Genomic DNA, 23945 nt, shown 5'->3' on the forward strand with positions numbered 1-23945 from the left:
CACACCTCGAAGGGGTACTCCATGCCCGAAATGCCACCATCTGTCGACTTCTACGCCGCTCTTGGCCTCGATCGCGCGGCGTCACCTCGCAACCTCGTCGCCGAACTGACTCGACGGATCGGTCAGACTCCGCCCGGCCCTGCGCGTATCCCGTTGGAGCAGGCGAGGGCCGTTCTGGGCGATCTGGGAAAGCGCCGGGTCTACGACGCCCGTCTCAACAATCCGCAGGCGCACCCGTGGACCCCTGACGAGCTGCACAATCTCGCGATGGCGCCGGCCCCGCACCAGCCGTCCGGGATCGCCCGATTCATCGGCGACGGCCGACAGCGGACCATTATCTTAAGTGTTGTCGCCGCCGCGCTATCCGTGCTGCTTATCGTGGTCGTCGCCTTCGGCGGCTCTGACGAGGAGGTCGCGAGTTCAGTGGCGGCCGCGAGCAGCGGCGCGGCGAAGGAGTCTTCGACATCGCCCACGTCCAGCAAGTTCGTGCCTGATAGCCAATCGGCCAGGGGTGATTCCCCCACACAGATGGTAGTGACCACCGGCACGATCGACCTGAGTGCGGCGCTCAAACCGTACGGGTTTGTCCGTACACGTGCAGAGCCGATCCCGTACTTCAAACGAGCGAAAGTCACGGACGAGGGCACGGCGGTAGTCGACATGCAGATCTCCGACCCCGGTCTATTCAGTTACTCGGGTCTGATCAACCTCGAATGGCGTGTGACATTCGCTCCGACTAAGGACAACACGGCTGTCGAGATTGTGAAGGTCGAGGGGTTCGAGCAGTGGCAGACCGATGGTCGGGATAAATCTGATATTGATGACTCGGCGCTGGTCGGTGGCTCGGCGCGGGCTGGTAAGACTGAGTATCTGGCCGTGCGTGAAGAGGACGGCGAGGTCCGTCCTTTGTTGACTACGCGCAACGTGCAGTTCGGAGCGGGCAATCCACTGATGCTGTGGCAGGGGCTGGCTAGCGACATGTCGCGTCTGATCTACTTCGGCGAGCTGCAGCCTTACAAGAAGTAGGCCCCGGGGCCGGGTGACCAGTGGCCCGGTGGTGAAGAACGACGACCCGGGGCGCTGTTGTCGCATGCCGCCACGAATGGACAGTGGCTTCCCCTCGCTGCTCAATTCTCGCGAAGCCGAGTCGATGGCGGTGGCCAAACCACAACTGAGCGCCCGGAAACCGAAGGGCAGCCCCTTGTTGTGTTCGCTGTACGCGATTCAAATCAGCAATTCTACGGAGATCTGAAGCCACCCGTGGAGTGACCCTGCGCCGACTGGGGGGTCGGCTCGCACCCTCCGCCAGACGAATAGTAAGGAGCGCAAAGATGTCCGCCGCTGTGGTTACTGACTACGCACCGGAACCGAGCCTGGCACAATCGGGGACTCTCTACGCCAGCTCGTCGGCGGCGATCGCCCCGCTCAGCGCAGTGCTGACGGCGCTGGCTCTGGGCCTGACTCAGCTGATCGCAATACGCGGATGGGCCGATCGCCACGACCTACGCGGTGCGCTCATGCAATGGGACTCGCTGTGGATGACCAACATCGCCGAGCACGGCTACCTCGGCTTCAGCATCGGAGACGAGCCCATTCGGTGGCAGTCGGTCGCCTTCTTCCCGGGGTACCCGACCCTCGTCCGGATCGTCGCCTCGCCGATGACGATCTTCGGGGTCCACGACGCCACTTACATCGCCGCTGTGATCGTGTCGACAGCTTCCTGCGTCGCGTTGGCAGCGGGGCTGGCCGTCCTCGCCCTCCAGCTCTGGCGTCGATTGCCGGACTCGGTCCGGCTCCCGCCACCGACGACACGGGCGCAGGTCTGCGTCGCCGTAGCGGTCACCGTCCTGGCTTTCGGTGCGCCGATGAGCGTCATCTACTGGATGCCGTACTCGGAGTCCTTGTTCACCGCCTCAGCGGTGTGGGCGCTGGTGCTGGTGCTGCGTCGCCAGTACCTCGCGGCCGGACTGCTGGTGCTTGTCGCCGGTCTGACCCGGCTCACCGCGAGTGCGCTGGTCCTCACCTTGTGTGCCGTGGCTGTCGTCGAGCTGTGGCAGTGGGCGCGGCGGCGGACAGAGTTCCCGGTCGCGGCGGTCCTCGCACCGATCATCGGCTCGGCCGGAATCGGCGGCTACCTGCTGTGGGCCGACGCCACCGTGGCCGACATCGGCGGCTACTTTGCGGCCCAGGACCGCGGCTGGGGTTCCGGCTTCGACTGGGGCTCCTCAACGCTGGACTGGCTGGCGAACAACCTCGCCCTTGACGTCGGTGACGCCACCGGCTTGGGGCTGGGTCTGTCGAGCTGGTCGATGATCCTCGTCGCGGGGCTGATCGCGGTGTCCCTGTGGCCGCTGCTCGGCCGGTGGTTGCCCTGGCCGGTCTGGCTGACGGCGACTACCGTCGCACTTATCGTGCTGGGCTCCGGCGGAATCATGCACTCCAGGCCCCGGCTCCTGCTGCTGCCGACCTTGCTGCTCATGATCCCCTTCGTCGTTCGGGCAACCCGGTGGGCGTCCAGGCAAAGCTATCCCTGGCTCTGGGTCATCCTCGGGGTCGAGATCGGTGGGCTCTGGTGCGGCTTCGGCTTCTGGGTATCGGGCCACATGCTTATCGACTTCGACTACGGGATCTGAGGCAGAAGAGGCCGCCGTTCCCGCGCGGCGCAGCCGCGAACAAGCCCTCCTCGACACCGATTCGAGGAGGGCTTGTTCTTCATGTCAACAACTACCGAAACGTCCCCGCCCCGTGTGTGGGTCGGGTGCGAAAGCTGCTATGCCGCAGGCCGCCTCGTCGGCTTCTGGGTCAACGCCGTCGACGCGGCCGACGTCACTGCCGAGGCGATCCATGCCGAGTCCGACGTGGACTGGCGCGTCGAGGGTTGCGAAGAGTTCACGTGCATGGACACCGATGGCTTGCCGACCAACGGTGAGCCGTCGTTGTCTGAGGCGGCGCGCTGGGGCGAGATCTACCAGGAAGTAGGCGCGGAGCAATGGCTGGCGCTGTGCGCCTGGGTCCGTAGCGGCGCGTACGCGGCCGAGGGGGACAGCGACTTCCCGGTGCTGTCGGACTTCGAGGAGAGGTACGCCGGAGAGTGGGAGTCGTTCCGCGACTTCGCGTTTCAGTTTGCCGAGGACACAGGCTTGCTGCAGGGCGTACCCGAAGAGGTCGAACGCTACTTCCATTGGGACTCGTGGATCCGCGACCTGGAGGTCGACTACAGCGTCGAACGGGCACCCGGAAACGGCGTCTACATCTTCCGGAACTTCTGATGAGCGCCGACCACCTGGCCGACGCGCTCGAGCTCGTCCCCGAGGCGTGGATTGCCGACGTCGCCGCCGACGCTGCGGCGCAGAGCTGCACAGTCACTTTCACCGCTGCAGCCGGCGGGTTACGTACCGACGTGATCGACCGCATCCATGCCGCCGGCGCCGCGCGTGCCAGCGACCCCGTGTGGGAGTCGCTGACCGAGGGCCAACGGCTCGACGCCTTGTTCCCCAGTTACAACGGGATCGGTTCGCTTGAGCTTCTAGCCGAACTGGGCGTCACCCCCGTGTACGTCCTGACAACTGCCCGCTGACCCTGAACCCGCACTCCTGACCGGGGTGCGGGTTCTTCCTTTTCTCGTTGACCTGACGCCCTGCCGGGAGCGCCCATGGCGGGCCCTCGCTGCGCTCACGCCGGCCACGGTTTGGCTGCGGCGGGTTGCGGGAGTGCGGTCTACTGGTTCGGTGGATGACGACCCGACCATGACCGAGGCTGAGATCGACGCTGAGTTCGAGCGGACGCAGCCGATCGGCAACGCACTGCATGCATTGGCTCAGGCCGAGCTGGCCGTTGCCGCCGTCGACGATCTGCCGGCCGACGTGCAGGAAAGGCTCGATCGGATCATCGTGGCAGCGCTCGACGAAGTCGGCCGCGGCTCCGATGACTGAACAGCCGCTCTGATACCCAGCCGCGGCGGCACTGTTAGCCCCGCATAGTCTCTTATCGGCTGCGCTGTCGCGGAAATCTATTGAGGTGAGGGGTAAAATTGACGGACGACTCCAATGTCCTTGACCAACTAATTTCACGCATTGACGACGATGTCCTGCGCTCCCGGTTGGCCCACGAGGTGGATCTTCTGCGAGGCTCACGCCGTTTCGGCTTGGTGTTCGACCGCCACCTACCCGAGTCGGTGCGTCTGCCAGACCACCCCATCCGCAAGGGCATCCGCGTCGCGCTGCGTGATGAGTCCTCGACCGAGACGTGGGTCGTCGATCGATTCACCGATCGAACCCGTGAGATGGCAGTTCTCGGCGGGGATGGCGGCGAGCGGCACGTCTCCGAGTTGATCGTCGTCCGCGAGTTCGGCGAGCCGATCTACCCCGGCCTGCGCTCACTCGAGCGCATCGAGAACGGTCCGGCGGACGCCCCGTGGCATGTTGTGATCAACGGAGAGAACTTCCACGCCCTACAGGCGCTGCGGTCCACCCACCGCGGCAAGGTAGACCTGATCTACATCGATCCGCCCTACAACACCGGCAATGATGGCTGGATCTACAACGACCGCTACGTCGACAAAGCGGACAGGGCGAAGTCCTCGAAGTGGCTGTCATTCATGGAGCGTCGACTGTTAATCGCGCGCGACATACTACGGACTGACGGTGTCATCTGCATAAGTATTGGTGCTCAGGAAGTCCATCGACTGGTTTCTTTGTGTGAGCAAGTCTTCTGCACACAGGTAGTTCAGTGCATCACTGTCCAGACCAGCGGTGGAAAGCCCTCGAACGGCCTCGACTATATGCATGAACATCTGGTTGTCGTCACTTCCGGGGCTTTTGAGCCTTCCGCCACGTCGTTCACGGGAGGCGTCGCCCGTTCGCCGTGGGAGCGAATGACGTTGACTACCTTTACCCCTGTGACTCGACCCAATCAGGCGTATCCGATCTTCGTAGACGCTAAGACTGGCGCCCTGCACGGCGTCGGTAAGACTCTCGCAGAGATGATCAAGGCCGGAGATTATATTGGGGATCCTGCCGACTTCGTTTTCGAAACCGATCGCACTCCGGCCGGTTGCATCGCTGTATGGCCTGTCACCAGTCAGGGCAAGGAATGCGTCTGGCGCCTGATCCCGCAGTCATTTCTTGCGGACTGGGAAAAGGGTCTAATTCGGATAACGCCGGAGAAGTTGCGCGGAGAGCCAAGTTTCCGGATCCAGTACATTGCTGGCGGGAATCAGAAAAAGATCCGCGAAGGTGTCCTAGTTCCGAGCGGCACGGTCGATGGCGTCCCAACCTTGATATTTGGGAAGGGCACTACTGCGGGAACCTCCGTTCCCACCATATGGAGCGAGCAAGGGCACCGCACCAGTCGTGGAAACAAGGCGCTGGCCGACGTTCTCGGTGAGGGGCAGTTTCCATACCCGAAGCCCCTCGATCTCATCACTGATGTCCTCCTCGGCTTTGGACAGAGCAACCGAGATCTGACGGTCCTTGACTTCTTTGGAGGGTCCGGAACGCTCAGTCAAGCGATTATGCGCTTGAATGCTGAGGATGGCGGTTCCCGCCAGTCGATACTGGTGACTAACAACGAGGTTGGCGCCACAGAAGCCAAGAGGCTCCGAGAAGCCGGTCTGCACCCAGGAGATCGGCAGTGGGAAGAACGTGGAGTATTTGAGCGCGTCTGCCGCCCTCGGATCTCGACCGTGGTCACTGGTGTTCGACCTGACGGATCGGTCTACTCCGAAGGCTTTCCTGCGAACGTCGAGATATTTGACCTCACCTACCTCGACCCCGGCATGGTCCGGCGAGGTCACGAGTTCGAGTCGGTCGCCCCGCTCATGTGGCTCGAAGGCGGCGCACACGGTCCGAGGATTGACGAGATGCCCGAGGGGGGCTGGGCGCTGACGGACACCTACGGGGTGCTGTTCGACGTCGATGTTCTAACTGCATTCGCCGAGGCTGTTACAGACGCTGCCACCAGTGGAACCTCTCCATCGGTGATTTTCGTGATCACTGATTCCGAAGCCGAATATCAGGAGGCAGTCGAGCGGCTCCCTGTAGGGGTCGAGACGGTCCAGCTGTACGAGGATTACGTGTCGAACTACACCATCAATATCGCCGGTGGTGCGCGATGAAGTTCACGTTGGAGCGCTACCAGAACACCGCTGTGAAGTCAGTGCTCACCAGTCTCGCCAAGGCCCGCGCTGGCTTCCTCGACGACGGCGAACGGACCGCTGTGGGGCTGACGGCCCCGACCGGCGCGGGGAAGACCGTCATCGCGACCGCGGTGCTCGAGGGGATCTACAAGGGTACGGCGACTCGCCCTCCGAACCCAGCCATGACGGTCCTGTGGATCACCGATGACCGTTCGCTCAACGCCCAGACCATCGCCAAGATCACCCAGGCATCGGGCGGTGCGATCGACATCAACCGCATCCGGTTCCTCGGGGACACCGACCACCGCACGCTCGACCCCGGCTACATCTACTTCATCCACATCCAGGCGATGCAGAAGAACTCGACGTTGCACGCCGTCCGCCCCGACGGCACGAAGAACGACAAGCGCACCTACGGCGCGTGGGACATGATCGCTAACACAGTTCGTGAGCGCGGCGAGGACTTCCTGGTCATCTGGGACGAAGCGCACCGGGGCTCGGGCACGAAGAACACCGACCGTAAGTCGATCGCCGGCACGATCGTCGACGGAGGGGCCACCAATATCGGGACCTTCCAGCCGCCGGCGCCAGTGGTACTAGGTATCTCGGCGACACCGGATCGGTTCCTCGCAGCCATGAACGCCGCCAATCGCACACCACGCCTTGCTGAGGTCAAGGCGGGCGATGTCCGCGAGTCCGGGTTGCTTAAGGACCGAATCTTGCTCCGCAGCCTGGGCGAATCGCAGTCGGCGGACAACACCATGCTCGCCCTGGCCGTCGACGACCTCAAGTCCTCCGACGAGGCTTGGCGTTTCCACCACCAGACCACCGGTGACCGCCTCGTTGAACCGTTGCTGGTCGTCCAAGTCGAGGAGGGTCTATCTCCTGCGAAGGAGGAAGCGCGCCTCGCCGAGATCCTTGCGGTCATGGAGTCGGCGTGGCCTGTGCTGTCTGACTACGCGGTTGCCCACGCATTCGGCGACCACGGCCCGTACAAGGTGGGGGACAAGACGATCCGCTACCTGCCACCCGAGGCCATCTCCGGTGACGACCAGGCGCGTGTGGTGCTATTCAAGTCAGCGCTCACGACGGGATGGGACTGCCCGCGGGCTGAGGTCATGATCTCGTTCCAGAACAAAGACAGCTACACCGAGATCGCCCAGCTGATCGGGCGGCTCGTCCGAACCCCGCTGGCCAAACGAGTCGACGGAGGCGACGACCGGCTCAACGAGGTCGCCGCGTATCTGCCAGGATTCCGCACTGAGCACGTCGCGCGCGTCGTCAACGCGCTGACCGAGGACGAGACCGTCGAGGTCGACGTCGTCATCGCGCCTGTCGTGTGCCAGAAGTCAGCCGACGTTCCCGCCGACCTGTTCGACCTGCTCGACACCCTGCCGTCCTACACTAGGCAGCGGACGTCGTACAGTTCCCGCACCGCGCAGTTGATGCGCCTGGCCGCCGCACTGAACGAACACGGCCTGGTCATGCAGGGCTCTGCCAAGGCCAAGCAGTGGATCGTCGACCAGATGCGGGCCGCCGACGGGCAGCGTGGCCACGAGATCGACGCGAGGGTCGACGACATCATGTCGCTCACGATCAGCACCACGATGGTCGCGTACGGCGAGGCGATCATGCAGAGCGAGGGCAAGTCCGACACCCCGACTAACGAACGTGACCTGGAGAGCTACTTCGCCAAGGCCAAGCGACTGCTCCCGGACGGCTCGGCCAACTGGTACTACAACGACCTGTGCGACCGCGGCGAGGACGACATCGACGCCTCTGCCCGACTGGTCGCGATGGCCGACCTCGGTTTCAAGGCCGTCGTCGAGGAGCAGGCCGCCGCTCTCATCGACGATTGGCGCAACCAGCACGCCGCCAAGGTGTCGGCCAAGCCCAGGCATGTCCGCGAACAGATCGAGCCGCTCTGGCACCTCGGCGGCGCCCAGATGCTGCCGACGACCGTCGAGGTCCGCGACGCGTACCCAGCAGCGACCGAAAAGGTGCGCGGCCAGACCGTCGAGGAGATCGACACCTACCCGTCGCACATCTATGTCATTCCCGAGGGCAAGTCTCACGCCGGCGGGTTTCCCGTCGACACCTCGCGGTCTTCTTGGGAGGCCGAGGTGCTGGCCGCGGAACTCACATCCGAAACGCTCGTTGGCTGGTACCGCAACCCGTCGTCCGGCCGGCATGCACTGGCAGTCCCGTACGAGTTCGGCGACAAGCACCAGCTCATGCACCCGGATTTCTTGTTCTGGCACGACGACGGCGATGGCCAGTACGTCATGGACATCGTCGACCCCCACCGCTTCGATCTTGCCGACACCTCGGCCAAATGGTCGGCGCTCTCGCGTTACGCCCAGGACCACACCGACCGTGTCCGCCGGTGCCTCGCCATTGCCAAGATCGACGGCTCTCTGCGAGCACTCGACCTGACGATCCCCGGCATCGACCAGCGCATCGCCGCGGCCACGAACCAGAACTTGATCACGGCCATCTACGGCGCTGAAGGAGTGTCGTATCCGTGAGGTGTACACAGTATGTCCGTGGTGACTGACAGAATGACCGAGTGAAGACGTACTCGCTCGAAGCTGGCGACGACCACGTTCAGAAGCTCGCTCATGAGAACGACCCTGTAAGGGCCGTGATCGAACTGGTCTGGAACAGCCTCGATGCCAACGCGCATCACGTCGACGTCGTCCTGCACAGGAGCCAGGCCGACGTGGTTGTCGGCGTCGAGATTGTTGACGACGGCCACGGGATGGCGCCCGAGGAGATCCCCGCAGCATTCAGGTTCGTCGGCAACTCGTGGAAGCGGACTGCTCTCCGCAGCCGGGGCGAGAAGCGGCCGCTGCACGGGAAGTTCGGGCAGGGCCGGCTGCGCGCGTTTGCGCTCGGCACCAAGGTCGCCTGGGACACTGTCGGCGACAGCACCGACGGCAAGCGCCTGTGCTCGGTCGTGACCGCCCGCTCCGACGACCGCAACCACGTCGACGTCTCCGATGCGGCCGAGACCGACGCCGACACCGGAACCAGGTTCACGGCCGAGGGCAAGGAATCGATCGAGCCGCTCGAGAAGGACGCCGCGGCCGAGCGGCTGACCACGGCCCTGGCGCCATACCTCATCGCCCACAACGGCGTCGCGGTCGCCTACGACGGCGAACGGATCCTGCCCGCCGAGAATATAGCCCGCGACACGACTCTTCCGGTTGAGTGGGACCACGAGGACTCCACCCTGCGCGCCGATCTGCGGATCATCGAGTGGCATAAGGCAACCGGGCGTGAGATCCACCTCTGCGACGCCGACGCCGTCGTGGTCGACACCCGCGACTCCGGCCCGGGGCCGGACTTCATCTACTCGGCGTACCTGTTGTGGGACCAGATGCCCCAGCACCAAGGCCAGTGGACGGTCGCTGCGTTGGAGACAACCCCGACGGTGCTGGGCGCGATGCTGAAACAACTCGACCTGGTGCTCGCCGACTACCTCGACGCTCGACGCGACGAGCGACGCCGCGAGCAGGTGCAGGCGTGGAAGTCCACCAATGTCTACCCGTACAAAGGCGACCCGGAGTCGGTCGAAGAAGAGGTCGAGCGCGCCGCGTTCGACGTCGTGGCGACCTCCATCAGCCGGCACATCCCGAAGGACACAAAGAAGAAGCAGCGACTCACCCTCGGGCTGCTTAAGGACTCGTTGCAGCAGCGGCCGGGCGACGTGTCGACGCTGCTCGCCGAGTACGTCGGCCTCTCCCACGAGGCGCGCGAGCAGCTCGATCGGCTGCTCAAGAGGACTGGGCTGTCCAACGTGATCCAAGCGTCGACTGACGTCACCAATCGCCTGGCCTTCCTCGCCGCCCTGGAGCACATGGTGTTCGATCCGGAAGAGCACAAGCTGGTCGGCGAGCGTGAGCACCTGCACAGGATCCTCGAGCGCGAACTCTGGGTGTTCGGCGAGCAGTACAACTACATGATTAGCGAGCGCAGCCTGTCGGCCGCGCTGGACCGCCACTGCGAGCTGCTCGGCATCGATAGAACTGACACGGCGCCCGTGAAGCGGCTCGACGGCAGAGTCGGCCGCATGGATCTCCTGCTGTCGGCAGCGGCCACCGAGCACGATCGCAACCGGCACCTCGTCGTTGAGCTGAAGGCACCGAGGGTCACGGCCGGCCGGGCCGAACTGGACCAGATCGAGTCCTACGCGATGGCGCTGGCCGCGGACCCCCGTTTTGCAGACAGTACGACCCACTGGGACTTCTGGCTGGTTACCAGCGACGTGGACGCCGTCGTTCGGCAGAAGTCGAACCAGCGTGGCCGCGATCGCGGGCTCGCGTTCGAGCCCGACGAGGTGCCCGACGCCCCCGGCGCCACCGTCCGTGTCTGGGTCCGCACCTGGGGGCAGATCCTCGACGAGGCCAAGCATCGGCTCGACTACTTCCAGAAGGAGCTGCAGCACGACCCCTCCCTCGACGAGGCCAAGGAGTACCTGCGCCGGGAGCACGGCGATGTCATCCCCGAGGGGCTGCTCGAAGCCGAGAACGTCGGCGAGACCGAGCCAGCTGCCGAAGCGCCGATGCCATAGTCGATCGTCGGCCTGTGCTAGTTGCCGCGAGCCTGCTCATCCATGGACTCGATGTACCGTTCGATCTGGGCGTCCGCGTAGTCGCTGATCTCCTGCTCCGTTGCCCCGTCCGGCTCTAGCGTCGTCTCCATCGGCATCTTGGCCTGGACCAGGTACTCGCGACGGCTCAGCTTCAGCCGACAGACCCCGCACTCGAACCGATCCGCGATGCCGTCTCGCTCGACGTACGTCTCGCTGAGCCGGTAGCCGTACTCCTCGTCCGCGTACTCGACGATGGGACTGCTCCGATCCACCGCGTAGACGATCCAGCCCATGTTCCTACACGCGGGACACTGCTGCGGCACTGATTCCTCCGCGATCGGGTCTATTGTGGGGCGGACCTCCGCGAATTGCCTCACCACCGACTCCTTGCCAGAGCCGACTAGGTTCTCGACCAGCTGCTCGTAGTTCGATCTCGCAACGCTGAGCAGCCAGTCGTAACGTGCTCGCACTTCATCTGCGGCCTCATCCACGAGCGACTCCACGAACGCGTGTGCCGCGGCACCTCCCCAGTACGCCGAACGCTTGGCTCTACTGACGCCGAGGTGGTCGAAGATCTCGCCGGCGAGGGCTGCCATCTTCTTCAACGCCTCCGTGTTGGCGTGCTCCGATGCGATGCCGAGGTGAAGAGCGGCGTTGCGGACCTCGAACACGATGTCGTAGTCCGACTTCACCAGGTTCAGGTTGCAGACCCTCTTCGCTCGGTCGAACGCAGCAGCCGCGGTGACCGTCGTCAACGGAGGAAGAGACACAGATTTGCTGGCCTTGCCGTCCAAGGTCAGCGCGGTGTCGTCCGAGAACCTGTCGGCGAGAAGGTTGAAACTGCGCTGGGCCAGCATGTGCTTGATCAGCAGTTCAACCGACGTTCCGATCGAGATGGCAAGTTGCTGGGCATCCCAACCCTCGGAACCCGGATGAAGCTTGCACGCCAGCTGCGCATGGTTGCTCGCGCCGTCCCACAGGACAGTCGGCAACATCTCGTACGCGTACTCATCGATACCAGCGGGCCAGCCTCTACTCACACCGTCACGTTACGCCGGCGCCCAGGGGAGCCGAGGTCTACGCAGTTCACCCGGCAAGGAATAACAACAGATCGAACGCAGCGTCAGCGTCTTCCTCGGCGACACGAACATCACAGATGGTCCGACCGCGCTCGCCGCTCCGCAACCGATTCAGCGACTGACCACCGTCCCAGCGGGCCACGTGCTCGCGGGGGATCGCTCATTTCACGTGTCCGCAATCTGGTCGTTCATCGAGACACCCGCTCAGTCCTCGTCCCGCCGGCGTGAATGCAGGCCTGGACTGTCTCACAAGACTTTCCCACAGGTTGTCGCACTGAGGACGACACTGTGCTCGCTGTTCTCGACGCGAACCGAGAGGCCCTCGTGGAAAGCCAGCGGAACCAGCGCCCTTGGGCGTTTCTGAGTATCTGCCTTGCTTGCGAAATGCTGCCGGAGACATGCGACTAGCGTCGCGCGCCGTTGACTTACATGCCCAGTGTGGGTATCTTAGTGGTGTCAGGTAAGCAACTACTACAGAAGGGTTCACCATGGCGCGCAAGAAGTGGGATGTCGTTCGCTACGAGTGGGCTGAGGGTCACGGGAAGAACCGCTTCCAGTTCCATCCGCCGCGCGACGCTGCAGTCATCGAGCATGACGACGACAGCGGCACGCGGACGCCCCGATTTGACGCCCTCAAGGCGCAATTGGACGCCAAGTTGGGCCACGAATTTGGCGGTGGCTACTACCGCTACAGCCGAAACTTCGAGGTCATCGCGACGGTGAAAACGCGCAAGGCGGCTCGCGCCCTCGCCGATCTGTACAGCGAGGTGTACGACATCTACAACGACGCACCTCTGCAGCCCTCTCGCTACCACGGTATCCGTGAGCGGGCTGGTCTCGCCGACTTCGCCGCGGTAGCCGACCCCAACAATCGTGACGCCGTCCGCAGGGCCGGCAAGTCATTGGCCGCCAAGCTCGATGATTGGGGCGGTAACTACGGATACGCGCCTCTCGGTGTTGTCGAAGCGGCGGTTGCTGCATGAGCCGCACCGGCCGGCCGCCGGTTGAGATCACGCCTGCGCGAGCTCAGGCGCTGAACCTTGTCCGCTTAGCGGCTGAGCGTGCTGTCGACGCCCGTGAGGATCTGTTCGCGCGGATCGCTGAAGCGTTGGCGGCGGGGGTTCCGGCCCAGTCCGTCGCCGACGCGGCTGGAGTGTCAGTGAATACGGTCCGGCGGCTCAAGGCGAGTCGGTCGGGGAGTGTGGCGGACGCGGACCGCGTGGTGAACTTGACCGGTGAACGGCCAGGGCTGACGGTGGCCCAGGTGGTAGCTCTGCGGAGTCTGAGGTCGGCGACCAAGAAGGGGCTCGATCGGGTCAAGCCGGAACGCATTCAGAAGGCTCTGGATTTGGGCATCGACGCGGAAGTTGTCGCCGAGGAGGCGGGGATGTCGCTGGCGCACCTCCGGCGCGCATTCGGCCTTAGCTGACGCCTGCCAACCGACATATCAAGGTCAAGAGACTTCGGGCGAGATCGCAGGCATCGACCAGGAGCGGGTCATCGAGGATGAGCTTGTCGAGCTGGTCCGCTGGGTCGAGGCCACGGAGAATCCAACACGATGCGGGCACGCCGTTAATGAGATAGCTCAGATCCTCGGTTCGGGAGTCATCTCCCGGCGTGTGCCTACCCCAATGGGGCACCAGGCTGCGTGACGCCCGGCAGGGTCCACCACGCCTGTAACCGGTCAGCCTCGGCATCGGGGATCCGATCGGTCTTGTACACGAGGAAGTACCGGTGCTCGACGGGACGCATCACGGCGTGGAACGGTTCAGCACTCCGCGCTTCCACGGCTTCCCTCAACTCCGCGCCGTTGACCAGCTTGGCGCGCGCGGTAGTCGCCCGGACATTGGGGATCGGCAGGGTGTGATCACCCACGCGCAAAGAGTAGTCGCTGACGGGGACGTTCACCGGATGACCATCCGCGATGAGGCGGTCCAAATCGGCGGTGTCGATCTGGCCTGGAATCACTTCGGCGTTGAAGTTCGCGGCTCCGGGTGACTCGATGAAGTACCCCTCCAGGATCGCGCGAGCGACGCGGATGTCGATCCTGTCGCGTGTTGAGTAGTCCCATGGCATCTTGAACCTCCGATCGAGGTTCTCCTGGATCGCCGCGAGATCGTCGGCCACGGTCAACAGCTGCAGGAGTTCGTCATCTATCTCGTAGTCCCCGGTGAAGGTGAACGCGTGCTGGCCATCGATGTGCACCGCGCAGCGGTACGCACCCTCGTTGAGTCGTTCCAGGAACTTGATGCAGCGCACCGCCTCGTCCGGATAGAGACCTGTGAGCCCGTATCGCAGTTGCATCGGTCCGCCAGGCTCGCAGGAGATCATCGCGCCGTCATCGTCGAGCGTGACCGCGAAGTCGACCTCGACTTCGATGCAGTCGAGCACCTCGAAGGCCATCGAGCCGCCTTCTGCGCCGTTCGCTGCATGTTCGAGCGTCGCATCCTGGCTGGCGACGACGGTGCCCGCTGCGTCGATGAACCTGAACTCAGCCTCGCAGGGCTCGGTGCGTGAGTGGGCTTCCAGGATTACCTCGGGGTTGGCGACCGAAGTGTTGAACAACGGGTGACTGCTGCGTACCTCGGCGTGGGTCACGTACTTGCCGGGCACGAGGACCTGCCCCCGGGCACCGAAGCTGATCGAACGCCTGAGTGGGCCGAACGCGGCGTCGTCCGCTGCCTGGAACTTGAAACCGAGTTCCAGGCGAATCGGATCGTCGACAGCCGCGGCCGGATGCTTGGGATACAGCCCGTAACTGATTGCGTTCTCTCTGATCGACATACTCACGCCCCAGTTCGGATTTAGGGCGCTGGCTGCGTCGCGGAGATTCGTCATGCGATTGGTTAGATCCTCCGGGGCGCCGAGGAGCGCTGAGGTTTCGAGGCCGTACTTGGACATCAGGTCTTCAAGCCGGTCGCGCACGAGGTAGTTGTAGACGTCCGGCATACTGGCGATCATCACGTCGAGATCGTCAGCGTCCATGATCGTGATCTTGGGACCGTCGTCGTCAGCGAGGCCTATGACGAACTTCCGCTCTCCGGGTGTCAGAGTCTTCGGCACGACGAGGATCCACTCGTACGGCGGCGGGTCCAGTTCCAACGCGGTGCGGAATGACTTCCTGATCTGCTTCTGCCTCGTCGACTTGCGGTCGCCACTGAAGCCGTCGGTGAAGAACTTGATCTGGTAGACCCGTCGACGTCCGCCGCGGTCGACGGCGAGGACGTCGATCCCGGCGTCCCCACCGCGCCCATCGGGAGCGTGGACGTCAGCAATACCGGCCCACCGGCGCTTCACCATGACCTGGACGATCCGCGAGAAGTCGACCTCGCCCAGCCCGGTCCAATCGACGGCACCCGTCGTCGTCATGTCCACCTCGCATCCGCTTTGTCGGCGCGCGTACAGGCCGCATCGCACATCGTGACCGCAGAGTAGAGCATCCCTAGGACACAACCGCTCGTGATGCGAACGTTCATTCGACAAATCAGGGTGTACCCCCGTGGAGCACTCGTGAAATGCGGGATCGACCGTCACGGCAGGGTTCATTTCCGAGTCACTTGACATATTCGCGACAGGGTCTTAGAGTTTGATGAAACAAACGCGAAGTGCCGCGACGGATGCGGACGACGAGGAGATCGAAATGAATCAACTGACGGGACCGGAAATCCTGGAACTCAAACGGCAAGCGTTCGTCGCTCGCGGTCTGCACGGGACCGCGACGCTGGACCGCGCCCACCCCGCAGGCGAGGCGCCGCCCTGGGCGTTCACCAGCGCCGGCGCCCCCTGGGCCGAGGCCTGGTACGTACCCGGCGGGTGGACCCGCATCACCCCGAGTGGCCCGTCGCCTGACGATCGCGGCTGCGCCGAGCAGGTCGCCTGGTACGCCCTGCACAAGATGTACACGCTGGCCGCAACTCCCGACCCTGCTGCACGGCTGGCGCTCGGAAATCGCGGCCCGCGGCTGTGCACGCCGCCAAATGCGCCGCGTCAATTGCTGCGCGCGTGCGACCACACCCGGAGCGCCTGCTGGTCCGACCGTGCCCGTGCCGAGGGGGATCGGCAGATCGTCTACAGTGCCGACGAGGAAGACGTTTCGATCGTCCTCGCCTGGGAGGGCTTCGAGCGGAACGACGACGGCACATTCAAGCCGGCTGGCGTATCCCGTAGCTGCACTACGACGCGGGACGCGGACATCACCGCTTGGGCTGACGCGGCAGCGGCATGGCTGCTCCATGGGGCGGTGGCCCAATGACCCGTGAGCGCGTCGGGTACAAGCGAGTCAGCTCTACCGACCAGAACGCTGCGCGCCAACTCGACGGGGAGGTGCTCGATGAGATCTTCGTCGACAAGGTCAGCGGCAAGAGCACCGATCGCCCGGAGCTCGCCCGGGCGATCCGGCATTGCCGCCGCGGAGACACGTTCGTCGTTCACTCCATGGACCGGCTTGCCCGCAACCTCATCGACCTTCGTCAGCTCGTCGACCTGCTCGTCAAGGGTGGAACGCTGACCATCGACGGCGGGGAGATCGAGCATCGTGGTGGGGTGGACGTGGAGTTCCTCAAGGAGAAGCTGTTGTTCACAGCCGACACTGAGGACCCGTTCAAGAAAGCCATGCTCTCCATGCTGGGGACCTTCGCCGAGTTCGAGCGTGACCTCATCAAGCAGCGCCAGGCGGAGGGAATCGCGTTGGCCAAGGCCGAGGGCCGATACCGCGGCGGGCAGCCGAAGCTCACCGAGGTCCAAGCGGCCGAGCTGGTAGGCCGCAAAAATGCCGGCGAGTCGGTCGCAGCCCTGGCCCGAGCGTTCGGCGTTAGCCGACAAACCGTGTACAGGTACGTCAACGAAAGCGACTCATGACCGAACGCACCGTCTTCAACGGCATCGTCTCGTCCGGCTTCGTCTTCGACCTCTCAGAGGATCGGCGCCAGGCCACGCTCCGCACCCTCAGCACGGCGACGGAACCGATCGTCAAGTTCCGTTCGGTCACCAAGCGCACTGCGGCCCGGTTCGCCGTCGGGCAGCCGGGCGAGTGTTCCAGCATCTTTCGGGTGTGGGCGAACAAGGGCAAGCTCGACGTCTACGCCTCGATTCGCACATGGAAGGACTTGGCCAAGTTCTCGTTTCACCAGAGCGGCCGCTACATCTTCCATCTGTCGTCCGTCGAGCATCCGGGTGCCGAGTGGGTCAAGCGGCCCGACCCGGAGAACCGGCGTGTCAGCGCTTGGGATCGGCCCGAGCCTTTCGTTCCCGGCTGGACCCACCTGATGACTTTCATGGTGCCGACCGAAGACGTACGGCCTAACGCGGGCGCGGGCTGGGAGGCCCCCAACAAGGTTCGCTGGATCGCCAAACCCGAACGGATCGACACGGTCACCGAGTTCCGGGTGCTGATTGGTGAAGCGGGGCATCCGTTGCTCGACATCGGTCCGGCCGACTACCTGATCGACGCCGGGATAATCGACGGCTTCGTGCTCCCGAACGGGCGGTTAGTGCTGATAACCATGCACGTCACTGTCCTGGACGAGGTGGGTCGCGGGCTGTTGTCGGACCTACGAGACAGGTGCATCGAAGACGCTCAGCGCGATGGCTTCGATCTGAACCCCGAGCTGGGCCCGCGCGTCGCCTGTCAAACCGTGCTGCAAGATGACCGCCACGCGCTCTGGGACATTTCGCCGGCATTCGCGCCCCCGCCGGACCAGGAGGCGCAAGCGCCAGCGTCGTGACTGATCGACAGTGCGACTTCGCAGCGGCACAGCCGCCGCCAAGGGCCTCCTCGAATCCCAGATCCGAGGAGGCCCTTTCACATGTCTGCACCACCTACAGCCCGAACACAGGAACTCGCGCGCGACGTCCTGCGCACCGTCGGCATCGACCTTCCCGCCACCACCGCCGTCGTGCTCACTGACGGTGACCGCACCGGTCTCTGCGCGGAGGGGTTTCTGGTCAATCCCAGCCAGGTCGCCGGCGCGGCCGAGCAATTTCGTCTCATCACCGGCGAGAGCATCGACGGCGACCGGCTTGTCGACGCCCTGCCGTGGAAGGAGGTCGCGTGACCACCACACCAGCACAGGCACGTCGGATCGAGGCACTGATCGTTAACGGCGATCTGAGTCCGGCTGCCCGCTCAATGCCGTACGCCGAAGTCATGGAGCAGCGGGCCAGCGCATGCGCCATCGATCGAATCGCGCTTCTGATCCGGGTTACCAACGCGTATTCCCACGCGCAATACACCCATGACCTCGCCGTGTCCGTCGACGCTCCGGCCGCCGACGTTCTCAAGGATCCCGAGTTTCTCGATGATTGGGCGGCAGGTCAATTGCTGCCATACACGGGTGAGGGGCCCGAGTATGCGAGCACCCACGCCACCTACTACATCGAAGTTCTGACTGCACCAATGCAATTCGCGCAGTTGGCCGGCTACGAGTACGTGGCGGAGGGATGAGCTTGAGCTTCGAGCCCGAGCTGGCTGACTTCGAGATCGTCGCCGCTCACGAACTCCGGCGCGGTGACATTCTGCTCGACCTCGGCGCCGCCGAGCTGACTGCGCTCATCACCGGGTTGCGCAGCATCGATCTGAGCGAACCAGGGGACCACGGGCTTGCGGAAATCTCAGTCGTCCTGCGTTGGCTCGATGAAGAGTTGCTCCACACGATGATTCTCGCTGACATGCTCGCGTTGCGCGTCATCGCGCGCCGAACCTGACCACCCCTGCCGGGCGGGGTTCGTGGCCCCGCCAGCAGAAGACCCCCGCAGCCTTCGTGGCTGCGGGGGTCTTCCTTTCTGTTGCTCCTACTCGGCGTCGTCCGCGCCCGCGACCTCGGTTAACTCAACGAGCGCGACGTTGTCGCCCATCACGGCGACTGCTTGCGTTTCGCTCCCGGCGATTCCCTGGATCGCCATGATCTCGGCCTGTCCGTCGACCAGACCGGCAGCATCAGCCGGCACCGCGCCGGTCACGGCGTAGACGCCCGCCTTGCCCTGCTCGCAAGATCCGGCACCACCTGCGTCGCCACCAGGCCATGCCTGGTCACCGGTGACGGCGACCTTGTCACCGTCGACAGTTACATCGGCCTTCCACCAGCCAGCTTTGTCGGCCCGGACCTTCTTCTCTGCGCGGGTCAGCAGGACCTCGGTGTAGACACCCCAGCTGGATCTACTCAGCTGGAGCAGACCGAGCTGCCCGGTGACCCCATCGGCGTTGGTCTGTGCCGCGACGAACGCGGCGGGCAGGGGCGCGGACGACAGCGCATTCAGTGCCATTCCCGGGTCGTTGGAGCCGCTGATCATCGCGGAACTAAGGCCGGAGGTAGTGCACGCGTCGGCATCGCCAACCACCTCGTTCTTCTTGCTCGACACCGCGACCTTTGCCTGCGAGCTCTTGGCCGCGACCTCTTGCTTCACGTCCGAAACGGTGTTCCGGTCACCGACGGCGGACAAGCCGTAGGCAATGCCGCCACCCACCAGGAGTACGGCAACAGCGGCACCGGCAATCACCACCTTCGACACCTTGCCGACGCGAGGCGTCGCCGAGTCACCCCCGACCGCCGGCGACTGCGTCGCAGGCGTCGGCGCGACCACAGGGACCGGGTTGCCCTCGTCATCGACGGGATTCCCGTCGACGTCGGTGTAGGTGCCGTCTTCGTGCTGATAGATCTCGACTTCTTCGTACTCCTCGTCAGGCATTGCCGGCCTCCTTCTTGACGACCTTGACGACCTTCTTGACCGGTGCTGCCGGTGCGGGAGCTACCGGAGCGGGTGCAGGAGCCGGCGCTGGATCGGTGACTACACCCTTTCGCTTCATGCTGGCGACCATCGACGGCATCAGGCTCGGGAAGACGACGATAGCCCCCACGATCGCCGCTGCACCGCCAGCGATGACGACGTTCTGGAACAAGCCGAACGCGGTGCTCACCGCCGCGCGCAGCACCAGAAAGCCCACGGCGTAGGCGACCGAGATCGCCGCCATCGCCGGCATCGAGGTACCAGCGAGCCAACTCTTGTACTCGCCGAGGATCTGCTGAACGGCACCCTTGGTGACCTTGAACTGGTCCTCACCGTCTCCGCTCGGAACAGCGATCAGACCCCGCGCGTAGAGGAGTTTGGCCATCATCACGATTGTCATCGTCATTCCGGTGGCAGCGATGTCGGCGTACGCGCCCTGCGCGAACGACCACGCCACCGCACCAACACCACCGAACATCAGGACCGTCGCCACGATCCGCAAAACTTCGCCGGTGCCGGTTTGAACGTGGACGTGTACGGGTTGAGCAGTCATTTCAGTACTCCTTCGCTAGCGTTCGGCGCGGTCTCCGTGGCTTCGATGTCCGCGATCATGGTGGCCAGCGCCGCGCTCAGCGCGGGGCTCACCGGTGTGCCGGGCATGGGATGCAGTTCGGCGCGCGCCTCTTCGATCAGCGCCTCCCAGATGCCACGTGATTCGGCGACGCGGTACCACGCTTCGATCGCGACGACCGCGCGCGCCGCGCGGTTGAGATGAATCAGACGCCCCTCATTGCTCATCAGCGCGCTCCTCCGGAATGCGCTCCAGCTCGGGCCAACTCTCCTCGAACCGGCGCTGCCGACGCTTGCGAATCAGGCGCAACGTTTCATCGACGACAGCGAACGGGAGCACCGCCACGGCGGTCAGGAGCGCGATCCCGAGGACGGTTCCGACGACCGGCTCGAACAGGCCCGTCGCCCACAGTGCGGCGGGGATCGCGATGACTGCTCCGGCCGCCGCGACCATCGCGCGCGGCTCCAGCGGCCGGCTACCTGTTGCGCACCACCACTCCTCCTGCAGGCTCTGGCCGATGCGGTCGACCGTGTCTATTGCCTTCACGTCAGTTCTCCTCGATGTCATTGGGCTGCACGGGAATTCGTACGGCCCGGATCGGCACCGACTGCGAGCCCACCGGCTCGGTCGGTTCGGTAGTCGGCAGCGGGGGCTCGGTGCCCGTCATCACGCGGATTGGTGCGACAGCGCCAGCCCGGACTCCGGCTGGCGCGGCGGCCCAGCCGTAAGCCCAGGTGAGCCAGCTCGCGCGGCCGACGCCAATCACGAGCTGCGCCATGAAGTAGAAGAGCCAGAACTTCGAGGTGGTCGTATCGGGCACGATGATCCACCACGCGAGGATCAGTGCGCCGGTTAGCGTCATCGCTGCGAACAGCAGCCGGTCCCACCGCAGCGGGCCCCATGCCGGGACGTTCTTCCACCACAGCCCGTAGACCACCCAACTCAGCGCGATTCCCGGACCGGCGATGACGAGCCGTCCTGCTTCGTACAAGAGAGTCCCCAAGCCGCGAAGGATGGGGCGCTCCTCGTTCTCGGTAAGACCCCGCATCACGCGAGGCCTCGTGTACACCTCCGCTACCGGGGCATCACCGGTGCCGGCCTCGTAACGAGCGGCCTTGCGGGCGCGACTGGCCAACCGTTCGCCGCGCCGGTTCGCAGCCGGGGAGCGGCCCGCGCGGGCCACGACCCACGCGCTGCGCTCGCGCGCCCAGCGGGTTTCGTCAACCATGGGGCACCGCCGCCACGGCCACCGGCCCACATTGCGGCGCCTTTACGCCACTCGCGCCGATGACGATTCCGGCCACCAGGATCGCCAGCGCGGCCAGTGCCATCAGGAACGCCCGGCTGGTCAGGATTGACGGTTTGCTCGTGTTGCGTTTGCCCATGTCGGAACTTCCTTCACGTGTGTAAAACTGGCCGGGTGAGTACTTACAACAGTACTTGTGTGGAGATGTAAATACAACAGTACTTGCTATGATGGAGGCTCCCCGTGTCCGACCAGGAGAAATCCGCCGAACCAACCGACCCGACCGTGAGGATTGCGATGAGCGTGAGCCCAATCGACGCAGACCGGCTGAAACGAGCGGCGGCCGACGCGCGAACACCTGCAGCGGTGCTTAGCCGAACGCTTGTGATGTGGGGCCTCGACAACCTGACCTCTAACGAGGATCTGGCCGACGCCGTTGAGGAGGCCGCCGAGGCGGAACGGCAGCGGCGGTCTGCCGCGGGCCGACGAGGTGGACAGATCGGCGGGGGTACGAACAGGCAGAGGGCCCAACAAAAGGCCCGACAGAAGGAGTAGCCCCGTGGGGATCTATCGAAAGAACGACGGGCCGTATAAGCCCAAGCCGACCCCGTTCGGCGGCTTCCATGACGGAGTGCCCGCCCAGTCGGGCCCGCACCTGTTGGTCAGCGGCCCCAGCGGAGTCGGCAAGTCGAGACGGGTGATTGGACCAGGGATCCTGATGTGGGACGGACCGTGTGTCGCGATCAGCTCGAAGCCCGACCTGATCGACCTGTGCCTCCAGCAGCGCCTCGCGTGGGGTGGCCAGGGGCACACCTACGTCCTGGACCTCTCGGGTGAAGTGCCCGGCGAGGTACTGCCCGTCGGCGTCGAGAAAGTGATCATCGACCCCGTTGCGCTCATCAGCACCGACGACGAGGCCATCGATCTCGCGACCATCCTCATGAAGGCCGGCAGCGCCGGCTCCAGCTCGTCGGCGACGGGGAGTGGCGGTGACGCCTTCTGGGAAACGCTCGCCACCGCGCCGCTGGCTGCGATCCTGCGCGCCGCCGGCGACGACGGCATCGCCTGGGCGCGGTCGGCCGTCGGTCGGCAGGCGCCGCCGATCGATGAGAGCGGCGAGATCGACCACCACGACACCGAGTCACCTTGCTGGGCCAACGCGATCGGCCGACTCGAGGAGGCGGGCTGCGAGATGCTCGCGCATGAGCTGTCCAGCGCGGCCGAGCTGGAGGCGAAGATGCGCGACTCCGTCACCATCACGATGAAGAGTGCACTGGCACCGTGGTGGCGCTCGACCGTCGTGGGACGCGGCACCGAGCGGGCGTTCGTGCCCGAGATGCTGGAGCATCCGCGCAGCACCCTGTTCATCGTCGCGCCGGCCACCGGCGTCGCCGCCGGTGCGGCAGTGGCGGCCGTTGACGCGATCTCGGCTCACTGGCGGCGCGGGCAGACCCGCCCGGAGCCGCTGCCCGGGCTGCTGCTGGCCGTCGACGAGTTGTGCAACACCTTGCCCTGGCCGAAGCTCCCGACCGTGATCACCGAGGCCCGCGCCATGGGCATTGCGGTGCTCGCCGCAGTCCAGGCGACCTCGCAGTTCGCGCGCCGCTACGGCTCCGACGGCATGACCGAACTGCGCGAAGTTTTCCCCGCGACGCTAGTCCTCGTCGGCGCGCCGGAGAAAGAAATCCTGGAGAAGGCCGCCTGGGCACATGGCCGCTCCGAACGGCAGAAGATCTCCTCCGACCACCAAGGTAAGCAGAGCCAGTCCAGTGAACTTACCGAGGTCTTCCACGGCTCAGACCTGCTACCGCAGGACATCGACCACGGGCGGCTCCTGCGTGGCGCACCGGCTGGGAGCACCTCGCCGAAGGTCCGAGAGGCCGGCCTGCTGGTCGACCTGGTGGACATCTCACAGATCCCGTTCCACGCTACGTGACCGATAAGACGAAGGAACCCCTGGCGCGACAGCACCAGGGGTTCCTTCGTCTTATCGGTCAGCGGCCCCGCGCCTCCACCGTGTGGCCCTGCCGCTCCCGTTCGCGGTCGAGCATCCGGTCCCTCTGCGGCGAACCGCGACGGGTTGAACCGCTCACGCGGCCCTTCTTCACCTCGATATCGGCGGCGGCGCGCTCGCGAGCTTCGCGCTGGCGCTGAGCCACCCGCTGACGCTCGCGCACCTGCCGGGCCGCTTCTTGGTACTCCTTGCTGCCTGTAGCGCCGTCGCCAAACCGCTTGCGTACCTCCTGAGCGCCCCGCTGCTGATCGGCGAGCATCTGCCGCATCAGCTCAACGCGCCGCCTATCGAGTGTCTCGTCAACAGTTCTTGCCATGATGTCCTCCTCCAACGTTCTCAGATCGTCTTGATCGCGGTGATCCGCGCGTCGAGTGCTTGCAGGTGATCGATCACCCCCTCCTCGTGGCGCAGGCAGGTGAAGATCTCGTAGTGCCACCGCCAGCCGCCGTAGACGATCTGCGTCGTCGCGGGGCGGCCGCAGCGCCGGCACGCCGGCGGAGGCGGCAGCAGAGCGTCGATCCGCTCACGGATCGACGGTGCGGCGACAAGCGGTGCGGGAGTGATCGGCTTGTCAGCCATC

At 64.8% G+C, this 23945-nt stretch carries 28 protein-coding genes; 18 read left to right on the plus strand and 10 right to left on the minus strand.

The genetic code is table 11. The features are described 5' to 3' along the window. The first annotated feature begins 21 nt into the window (after window positions 1-21). The 8 genes from ABD989_RS07525 to ABD989_RS07560 all read left to right on the plus strand — a co-directional run bounded on the left by ABD989_RS07525 (window position 22) and on the right by ABD989_RS07560 (window position 10712). On the plus strand, window positions 22-1026 hold the full coding sequence (locus ABD989_RS07525) for a hypothetical protein (RefSeq protein ID WP_345312991.1): 1005 nt from the start codon (window positions 22-24) through the stop codon (window positions 1024-1026). A 305-nt stretch (window positions 1027-1331) separates the two neighbouring features. After that, the gene (locus tag ABD989_RS07530) at window positions 1332-2633 is read left to right on the plus strand and encodes a hypothetical protein (protein ID WP_345312992.1); all 1302 of its coding nucleotides are present in this window, start codon (window positions 1332-1334) and stop codon (window positions 2631-2633) included. 81 nt (window positions 2634-2714) lie between these two features. Further along, entirely contained in the window at window positions 2715-3269 is a 555-nt protein-coding gene (locus tag ABD989_RS07535) for an antirestriction protein ArdA (RefSeq protein ID WP_345312993.1), read from the plus strand. After that, the gene (locus tag ABD989_RS07540) at window positions 3269-3577 is read left to right on the plus strand and encodes a hypothetical protein (protein ID WP_345312994.1); all 309 of its coding nucleotides are present in this window, start codon (window positions 3269-3271) and stop codon (window positions 3575-3577) included. Before ABD989_RS07535 ends, ABD989_RS07540 begins: the two co-directional genes overlap by 1 nt. A 151-nt stretch (window positions 3578-3728) precedes the next feature. After that, entirely contained in the window at window positions 3729-3932 is a 204-nt protein-coding gene (locus ABD989_RS07545) for a hypothetical protein (protein WP_345312995.1), read from the plus strand. Window positions 3933-4030: 98 nt separating this feature from the next. Beyond that, a complete protein-coding gene (locus tag ABD989_RS07550; protein WP_345312996.1) occupies window positions 4031-6115 on the plus strand; it encodes a site-specific DNA-methyltransferase in 2085 nt (694 codons plus the stop codon). After that, window positions 6112-8664, plus strand: a complete 2553-nt coding sequence (locus ABD989_RS07555) for a DEAD/DEAH box helicase (RefSeq protein ID WP_345312997.1) — start codon at window positions 6112-6114, stop codon at window positions 8662-8664. Before ABD989_RS07550 ends, ABD989_RS07555 begins: the two co-directional genes overlap by 4 nt. Window positions 8665-8705: 41 nt before the next feature. After that, on the plus strand, window positions 8706-10712 hold the full coding sequence (locus ABD989_RS07560; RefSeq protein WP_345312998.1) for an ATP-binding protein: 2007 nt from the start codon (window positions 8706-8708) through the stop codon (window positions 10710-10712). 17 nt (window positions 10713-10729) lie between these two features. Here the strand turns inward: ABD989_RS07560 and ABD989_RS07565 are convergent, their stop codons facing one another. Next, window positions 10730-11773 (minus strand): hypothetical protein, encoded by a 1044-nt coding sequence (locus ABD989_RS07565; RefSeq protein ID WP_345312999.1) that lies wholly within the window; start codon window positions 11771-11773, stop codon window positions 10730-10732. A 527-nt stretch (window positions 11774-12300) separates the two neighbouring features. Between ABD989_RS07565 and ABD989_RS07570 the strand changes: the two genes are divergently transcribed. Together ABD989_RS07570 and ABD989_RS07575 are read left to right on the plus strand one after the other, a co-directional pair. Then, window positions 12301-12795: a hypothetical protein gene (locus tag ABD989_RS07570; RefSeq protein ID WP_345313000.1), complete on the plus strand. Its 495-nt coding sequence runs from the start codon at window positions 12301-12303 to the stop codon at window positions 12793-12795. Then, window positions 12792-13241, plus strand: a complete 450-nt coding sequence (locus tag ABD989_RS07575) for a hypothetical protein (protein ID WP_345313001.1) — start codon at window positions 12792-12794, stop codon at window positions 13239-13241. The genes ABD989_RS07570 and ABD989_RS07575 overlap by 4 nt, the downstream gene beginning before the upstream one ends. A gap of 194 nt (window positions 13242-13435) precedes the next feature. On the opposite strand, the gene ABD989_RS07580 is transcribed toward ABD989_RS07575, so the two are convergent. Continuing rightward, complete coding sequence (locus ABD989_RS07580) at window positions 13436-15181, minus strand: hypothetical protein (RefSeq protein ID WP_345313002.1); 1746 nt, start codon at window positions 15179-15181, stop codon at window positions 13436-13438. 220 nt (window positions 15182-15401) lie between these two features. Between ABD989_RS07580 and ABD989_RS07585 the strand changes: the two genes are divergently transcribed. The 6 genes from ABD989_RS07585 to ABD989_RS07610 all read left to right on the plus strand — a co-directional run bounded on the left by ABD989_RS07585 (window position 15402) and on the right by ABD989_RS07610 (window position 18514). Next, complete coding sequence (locus tag ABD989_RS07585; protein WP_345313003.1) at window positions 15402-16064, plus strand: hypothetical protein; 663 nt, start codon at window positions 15402-15404, stop codon at window positions 16062-16064. Continuing rightward, window positions 16061-16669, plus strand: coding sequence for a recombinase family protein (locus ABD989_RS07590; RefSeq protein ID WP_345313004.1), 609 nt, complete (start codon window positions 16061-16063; stop codon window positions 16667-16669). Before ABD989_RS07585 ends, ABD989_RS07590 begins: the two co-directional genes overlap by 4 nt. After that, window positions 16666-17535: a hypothetical protein gene (locus ABD989_RS07595; protein ID WP_345313005.1), complete on the plus strand. Its 870-nt coding sequence runs from the start codon at window positions 16666-16668 to the stop codon at window positions 17533-17535. Before ABD989_RS07590 ends, ABD989_RS07595 begins: the two co-directional genes overlap by 4 nt. Before the next feature lie 81 nt (window positions 17536-17616). After that, window positions 17617-17865, plus strand: a complete 249-nt coding sequence (locus tag ABD989_RS07600; protein ID WP_345313006.1) for a hypothetical protein — start codon at window positions 17617-17619, stop codon at window positions 17863-17865. Next, window positions 17862-18254: a hypothetical protein gene (locus ABD989_RS07605; RefSeq protein WP_345313007.1), complete on the plus strand. Its 393-nt coding sequence runs from the start codon at window positions 17862-17864 to the stop codon at window positions 18252-18254. Before ABD989_RS07600 ends, ABD989_RS07605 begins: the two co-directional genes overlap by 4 nt. Window positions 18255-18256: 2 nt before the next feature. Continuing rightward, window positions 18257-18514, plus strand: coding sequence for a hypothetical protein (locus ABD989_RS07610; protein WP_345313008.1), 258 nt, complete (start codon window positions 18257-18259; stop codon window positions 18512-18514). Between the two features lie 87 nt (window positions 18515-18601). Here ABD989_RS07610 and ABD989_RS07615 read toward each other — a convergent pair whose 3' ends face one another. The 6 genes from ABD989_RS07615 to ABD989_RS07640 are packed head-to-tail and all read right to left on the minus strand — an operon-like array spanning window position 18602 to window position 21490. Further along, window positions 18602-19495 carry a hypothetical protein gene (locus ABD989_RS07615; RefSeq protein ID WP_345313009.1) on the minus strand — a complete coding sequence of 298 codons (894 nt, stop codon included), beginning with the start codon at window positions 19493-19495 and terminating at the stop codon, window positions 18602-18604. Further along, complete coding sequence (locus ABD989_RS07620; protein WP_345313010.1) at window positions 19488-20087, minus strand: hypothetical protein; 600 nt, start codon at window positions 20085-20087, stop codon at window positions 19488-19490. The genes ABD989_RS07615 and ABD989_RS07620 overlap by 8 nt, the downstream gene beginning before the upstream one ends. Continuing rightward, on the minus strand, window positions 20084-20332 hold the full coding sequence (locus tag ABD989_RS07625) for a hypothetical protein (RefSeq protein ID WP_345313011.1): 249 nt from the start codon (window positions 20330-20332) through the stop codon (window positions 20084-20086). The genes ABD989_RS07620 and ABD989_RS07625 overlap by 4 nt, the downstream gene beginning before the upstream one ends. Further along, a complete protein-coding gene (locus ABD989_RS07630; RefSeq protein ID WP_345313012.1) occupies window positions 20322-20651 on the minus strand; it encodes a hypothetical protein in 330 nt (109 codons plus the stop codon). Before ABD989_RS07630 ends, ABD989_RS07625 begins: the two co-directional genes overlap by 11 nt. A 1-nt stretch (window position 20652) precedes the next feature. Continuing rightward, entirely contained in the window at window positions 20653-21333 is a 681-nt protein-coding gene (locus ABD989_RS07635; RefSeq protein ID WP_345313013.1) for a hypothetical protein, read from the minus strand. Then, complete coding sequence (locus tag ABD989_RS07640) at window positions 21326-21490, minus strand: hypothetical protein (protein ID WP_345313014.1); 165 nt, start codon at window positions 21488-21490, stop codon at window positions 21326-21328. The genes ABD989_RS07635 and ABD989_RS07640 overlap by 8 nt, the downstream gene beginning before the upstream one ends. A 104-nt stretch (window positions 21491-21594) precedes the next feature. Here ABD989_RS07640 and ABD989_RS07645 point away from each other — a divergent pair, with 104 nt between their 5' ends. After that, complete coding sequence (locus ABD989_RS07645; protein WP_345313015.1) at window positions 21595-21906, plus strand: hypothetical protein; 312 nt, start codon at window positions 21595-21597, stop codon at window positions 21904-21906. Between the two features lie 4 nt (window positions 21907-21910). Next, window positions 21911-23287 carry a TraM recognition domain-containing protein gene (locus ABD989_RS07650; RefSeq protein WP_345313016.1) on the plus strand — a complete coding sequence of 459 codons (1377 nt, stop codon included), beginning with the start codon at window positions 21911-21913 and terminating at the stop codon, window positions 23285-23287. A gap of 58 nt (window positions 23288-23345) precedes the next feature. Here the strand turns inward: ABD989_RS07650 and ABD989_RS07655 are convergent, their stop codons facing one another. Together ABD989_RS07655 and ABD989_RS07660 are read right to left on the minus strand one after the other, a co-directional pair. Beyond that, a complete protein-coding gene (locus ABD989_RS07655; RefSeq protein ID WP_345313017.1) occupies window positions 23346-23681 on the minus strand; it encodes a hypothetical protein in 336 nt (111 codons plus the stop codon). 20 nt (window positions 23682-23701) lie between these two features. Beyond that, window positions 23702-23944, minus strand: a complete 243-nt coding sequence (locus ABD989_RS07660; protein WP_345313018.1) for an LIM domain-containing protein — start codon at window positions 23942-23944, stop codon at window positions 23702-23704. Window position 23945 lies beyond the last annotated feature (1 nt).

The sequence above is a fragment of the Gordonia alkaliphila genome, from assembly GCF_039542465.1.
Classification (GTDB): domain Bacteria; phylum Actinomycetota; class Actinomycetes; order Mycobacteriales; family Mycobacteriaceae; genus Gordonia; species Gordonia alkaliphila.